The organism is Kitasatospora putterlickiae (assembly GCF_039527695.1).
Classification (GTDB): domain Bacteria; phylum Actinomycetota; class Actinomycetes; order Streptomycetales; family Streptomycetaceae; genus Kitasatospora; species Kitasatospora putterlickiae.
The window spans coordinates 4,440-9,164 of record NZ_BAAAKJ010000423.1; the positions used below are offsets into that span (position 1 = coordinate 4,440).

General features: G+C 74.5%; 5 protein-coding genes and 1 pseudogene. 3 read left to right on the forward strand and 3 right to left on the reverse strand.

The window, feature by feature from the left end:
• Positions 1-50 precede the first annotated feature (50 nt).
• Together ABD308_RS35165 and ABD308_RS35170 are read right to left on the reverse strand one after the other, a co-directional pair.
• Positions 51-387 (reverse strand): annotated as a pseudogene (locus tag ABD308_RS35165) (RNA polymerase sigma factor); the annotation flags it as partial.
• An 82-nt stretch (positions 388-469) separates the two neighbouring features.
• On the reverse strand, positions 470-1,960 hold the full coding sequence (locus ABD308_RS35170; RefSeq protein WP_344344066.1) for a SulP family inorganic anion transporter: 1,491 nt from the start codon (positions 1,958-1,960) through the stop codon (positions 470-472).
• 413 nt (positions 1,961-2,373) lie between these two features.
• On the opposite strand from ABD308_RS35170, the gene ABD308_RS35175 reads away from it, so the two are divergent.
• The 3 genes from ABD308_RS35175 (at position 2,374) to ABD308_RS35185 (ending at position 4,237) form a co-directional block, all read left to right on the forward strand.
• On the forward strand, positions 2,374-2,787 hold the full coding sequence (locus ABD308_RS35175; protein ID WP_344344058.1) for a MerR family transcriptional regulator: 414 nt from the start codon (positions 2,374-2,376) through the stop codon (positions 2,785-2,787).
• A gap of 92 nt (positions 2,788-2,879) precedes the next feature.
• The gene (locus ABD308_RS35180) at positions 2,880-3,410 is read left to right on the forward strand and encodes a MarR family winged helix-turn-helix transcriptional regulator (RefSeq protein ID WP_344344060.1); all 531 of its coding nucleotides are present in this window, start codon (positions 2,880-2,882) and stop codon (positions 3,408-3,410) included.
• Positions 3,407-4,237: an alpha/beta fold hydrolase gene (locus ABD308_RS35185; RefSeq protein ID WP_344344062.1), complete on the forward strand. Its 831-nt coding sequence runs from the start codon at positions 3,407-3,409 to the stop codon at positions 4,235-4,237. Before ABD308_RS35180 ends, ABD308_RS35185 begins: the two co-directional genes overlap by 4 nt.
• 205 nt (positions 4,238-4,442) lie before the next feature.
• On the opposite strand, the gene ABD308_RS35190 is transcribed toward ABD308_RS35185, so the two are convergent.
• Positions 4,443-4,725, reverse strand: a 283-nt coding sequence (locus ABD308_RS35190) for a hypothetical protein (RefSeq protein ID WP_344344064.1), incomplete at its 5' end; no start/stop codon positions are given.

The window sequence follows — 4,725 nt, forward strand, 5'->3', positions numbered from 1 at the left end:
AGGGTGACGGGGCGCTCACGCGCCGCGGTACGGGTTCGGCTCCACCGGGTGCGGGGCGGCGGCGGCCGGGGGCTCGGCGTGGTGGGCGCGGCGGCGGAACGCGTCGACGAGGCGGCGGGCGGCGATCGTCCAGAGCCAGCCGACGGCCGTGCCGCCGGTGCGGCCGCCGACGAAGGAGCCGGCCGCCCGCCACACCGCCAGGTAGGTCTCCTGCATGACCTCGGCGACGAGCTGCTCGTCCGCGCAGCGCCGGCGCAGCCGCACGGCCAGCCAGGGCGACGTGCGCCGGTACAGCTCCTCGAAGGCGGCCCGGTCCCCCCGGGCGACCCGGTGGAGGAGGGCCTCCTCGTCCAGTTCCTGCGGCGGTGCCGCCTTGGCGCGTTTCACACCTGCTAGACGCCGGGATCGACCCGCGGGTTTTCACGGCGGGGTGATCCCGGTCACATCCGGAGCGGGCCGGCGGTGCGGGTCAGTGGGCGCCGGTGAGTTCTCCGGAGAGCCTGCCGCGGAGGTCGGCGCTGGGCGCGTTGAGGCCGGTGACCTCCACGGTCTTGCCGCGCCGGCCGTACCTGGCCTCGATGGCGTCGAGGGTGGCGACGGAGGAGGCGTCCCAGATGTGGGCGTCGGAGAGGTCGATGACGACCCGGTCGGGGTCGCCGGCGTAGTCGAACCGGCCGACGAGGTCGTTGCTGGAGGCGAAGAACAGCTCGCCGGTGACCCGGTAGACCACGGTGCGCCCGTCGGGGTCGGTGGTGGCGGTGACGTCGGCGAGGTGGGCGACGCGCTTGGCGAAGACGACCATGGCGGTGACCGAGCCGACGACGACGCCGACGGCGAGGTTGCCGGTGGCGACGACGCAGGCGACGGTGATCACCATGACGGCGATCTCGCCCGCGGGCATCCGGCGCAGGGTCGCGGGGGCGATGGAGTGCCAGTCGAAGGTGCCGAAGCACACCATCACCATGACGGCGACCAGGGCGGCCATCGGGATGTCGGAGACGACGGGGCCGAAGACGACGCACAGCACCATCAGGAACGCGCCGGCGAGGAAGGTGGACAGGCGGGTGCGGGCGCCGGACACCTTCACGTTGATCATGGTCTGGCCGATCATCGCGCAGCCGCCCATCCCGCCGAAGAAGCCGGTGACGATGTTGGCGACGCCCTGGCCGATCGACTCCCGGGTCTTGTTGGAACGGGTCTCGGTGATGTCGTCGACCAGCTTGGCGGTCATCAGCGACTCCATCAGGCCCACCAGCGCCATCGCGAGCGCGTAGGGGGCGATGACGGTCAGGGTGTGCGGGGTGAACGGCACGTCCGGCAGGCCGGGCACCGGCAGGGACGAGGGCAGTGTGCCCTCGTCCCCGACGGTGGGCACCGCGATGCCGGCGCCCACCGTCATGACGGTCAGGACCACGATGGACACCAGGGGCGCCGGGACCGCCTTGGTGACCTTCGGGAACAGCACCGTCAGGGCCAGGCCGCCGGCGAGCAGCGGATAGACCGCCCACGGCACGTCCACCAGATGGGGGATCTGCGCCATGAAGATCAGGATCGCCAGGGCGTTGACGAAGCCGACCATCACCGAGCGCGGCACGAACCGCATCAGCCTGGCCACGCCGAGCGCGCCGAGCACGATCTGGAAGACACCGGCGAGGATGACGGCGGCCACCAGGTAGCCGAGACCGTGCTCACGGTTGAGCGGGCCGATGACCAGGGCGACGGCTCCGGTCGCGGCGGAGATCATCGCGCGGCGCCCGCCGACGATCGCGATGGTGACGGCCATGGTGAACGAGGCGAACAGGCCGATCTTCGGGTCGACCCCGGCGATGATCGAGAACGAGATCGCCTCGGGGATCAGCGCGAGGGCGACGACCAGGCCGGCCAGGACCTCGGTGCGCCAGACCTTCGGGTCGGACAGCCAGTCCGGCTTGAGGCCGCGAAGGCGCTCGGCCGGGGACACGGCGGGAGAGGACAAGGACGGGCCACCTGTCGTGCTCGGGCGCCCCTTCAGGCAGGCCGGGGCGGCGGGAAGCGCGGGGGGCCGGGCCGGCACCCCGCGAACGGCCCCGGGAGTGCGGTGCCGGACGTCGGAGAAGGGACGGGGTCGTGTCCGCGCGAACGCGCGGCCCCCTTCACGTCCGGGGGCGAAGCGTCACGGCGGGGCAGGCGGCGGCGGGCGGCACAGGCTCGCGCACGCGCCTCTCCCGCGAGGACCGGATCTTCACCGGAGGCGGCATCACCCCGGACACGGCAGGCGGCACGGCGGCGGGCCACCCTCACCACCGAAACCCTACCCTAACGTTAGGGTAGGGATCGGCGAGGCCCGGAGAGGCCCCGGCCGGCGGCGGCGAGAAGGGCCAGGAGGCCACGGGCGTGGACGGTAGGCACATGCGGATCGGCGAAGTCGCCACACGGACCGAGCTGTCCCTGCGCACCATCCGCCACTACGAGGAGACCGGCCTGGTCACCCCCTCCGCCCGCTCCCAGGGCGGCTTCCGCCTCTACACCGAGAACGACGTCGCACGACTGATGGTCATCCGCCGGATGAAGCCGCTCGGCTTCACCCTCGACCAGATGCGCGACCTGCTCGACGCCACCGACCGCCTCGACGCCGACGACGCTCTCGGCGCCGACCAGCGCGAAGCACTCCTGGAGCGCGTACGCGGCTACGAACAGGCCGCCACCGAACAGGTCGAGAAGCTGCGCGTCCAACTGGCCCGCGCCGAGGACTTCGCCCGCACCCTGCGGGCCCGCCTGGAGCACGACGCGACCACCGCCCGCCCCTGACGGCGATCCGGACCCTCCCCCGCGCTCAGCCGGCTCGACCTCCGCCACCGGTCCGGGTTCACAGATGACATCGCCGATGTCATGATGACACCATGAGTGTCAGTGAGGGCGCGGGCGAGGACGGACCCGCCGTGGAAGGGCTGCTGCACGACGTGATCCGCCGGCTGTGGCCGGTCCACCGGGTGATCGTGCGGGCGGTCGAGCGCGGACTGGCCGGGACCGGCATGACCGCCGGTCAGCACGCGGTCCTGGACGCGCTGCGGCGCGGCGGGCCGCGGACCGTGCCGCAGCTGGCCCGGTCCCTGGACCTGGACCGGCAGCCCGTCCAGCGGCTGGTGAACGACGCCAAGGCGCTCGGGCTGGCCGAGACCGTCGCCAACCCCGAACACCGGCGCTCCTCACTGGTCCGGCTCACCGCGCGGGGGGAGAGCGTGCTCGCCCGGGTGCGGGGCGCCGAGCACGAGGCGCTGCGGCGCCACCTCGGCGACCTGGACCCGGCGGAGGTCGCCACCGCCCTGCGGGTGCTCGACCGGCTCGGCGAGGTGTTCCACGAGCTGGAGCGAACGGCCGGACAGCGCGACCGCGCGGGCCGCGACGACGATCGGGAGACGGACGGAACATGACCGGGACGCGCACCGGCACCGCACCCGTCACGGGCGGCGGGCTGTCCTACGAGATCGCCGAAGGCACCGGGCCCGCCGTCGTCCTGCTGCACGGCGGCCTGCTGGACCGGCACAGCTGGGACGAGCAGTTCGCCCGCCTCGCCGCCCGCGGCCACCGCGTCGTCCGCTACGACGCCCGCGGTCACGGCCGCTCCTCCACCGTCAGCGGCGACTACGCCCACCACGACGACCTGCGGGCCCTGCTCGCGCACCTGGACCTGCCGCGCGCCGTACTGGTCGGGCTCTCGCTCGGCTCCCGCACCGCCCTGGACACCGCGCTCACCCACCCCGAACGCGTGGCGGGCCTGGTCCTCACCGCACCCGGCATCAGCGGACGACCGTTCACCGACCCGTTCGTGAAGCACCACACCGAGCGGCAGATCGCCGCCCTCGGTGCCGGTGGCGAGGAGGGGGTGGGCCGGTTCGTGGAACACTTCCTGCGGATGTGGGTGGACGGCCCGCACCGCTCCCCCGCCCAGGTGGACGGCGCGCTACGGGAACGGCTGCGCGCCTCCGCGACCGCCAACGTGCTGCGCCACGCCGCCGGCTTCGGCGCCGGCCGGCCCCAGGAGGCGGGCGCCGCCGACCGGCTCGGCGAGCCGGCGACGCCCACCCTGGTGCTGACCGGCGACCTGGACGGCGCCGACATCCTGGCCAACGCCCACGCCCTCGCCGACGCCGTCCCCCACGCCCGCCACCTGTCCCTCCCCGGCGCCGCCCACATGCTCCCGCTGGAACGCCCGGACCTGTTCGCACGCGAGCTGGACGCCTTCCTCGCCACCCTCTGACGGCCACGAACCGGGGTCGCCCCGGCGGGCGCGGCACACCGCGGCGTGGACGGCCCGGATCTTCGGGTCCAGGCCGCGCGCCACTCGTCGCGGATGTCCCAGCGGGGCCACGGGCCGACGCGACGTCGCGATCGGCGGCGCACCGGTGGATGCTGACGCTCCACCAGTTCGGAAGGCGCCCCCCGGCGGCCCGTCCCCGGTGCGGTCAGCCCGCGAGCCCGTGCCCGACCAGGCGGCTGCGCAGCCCCGCCAGCTCGCGCCGGGCCAGAGGCGGCAGCCCGTCCTCGCCGCCGCACGTCGCCAGGACCGAGCCGAGCAGTTCGGCGGCGGCCCTCGGATCGTGCGCGAGCAGGTGGCAGTCGGCCACCCGGACGGTGAACAGCAGCCGGAGGGACGGGAGCTGGTCGGGGGCGAGCAGGGCGAGCGCGGTCTGGGCGGCGTCCACGGCGCGGCGGGCGAGCCGGGGGTCGTCGACGGCGGCGGCCGGG

Excerpts from the sequence above, each read along its gene's own strand:
- ABD308_RS35180 (WP_344344060.1), top strand. The coding sequence starts at position 2,880 with ATGAGTGTCAGTGAGGGCGCGGGCGAGGACGGACCCGCCGTGGAAGGG.
- ABD308_RS35185 (WP_344344062.1), top strand. The coding sequence starts at position 3,407 with ATGACCGGGACGCGCACCGGCACCGCACCCGTCACGGGCGGCGGGCTG.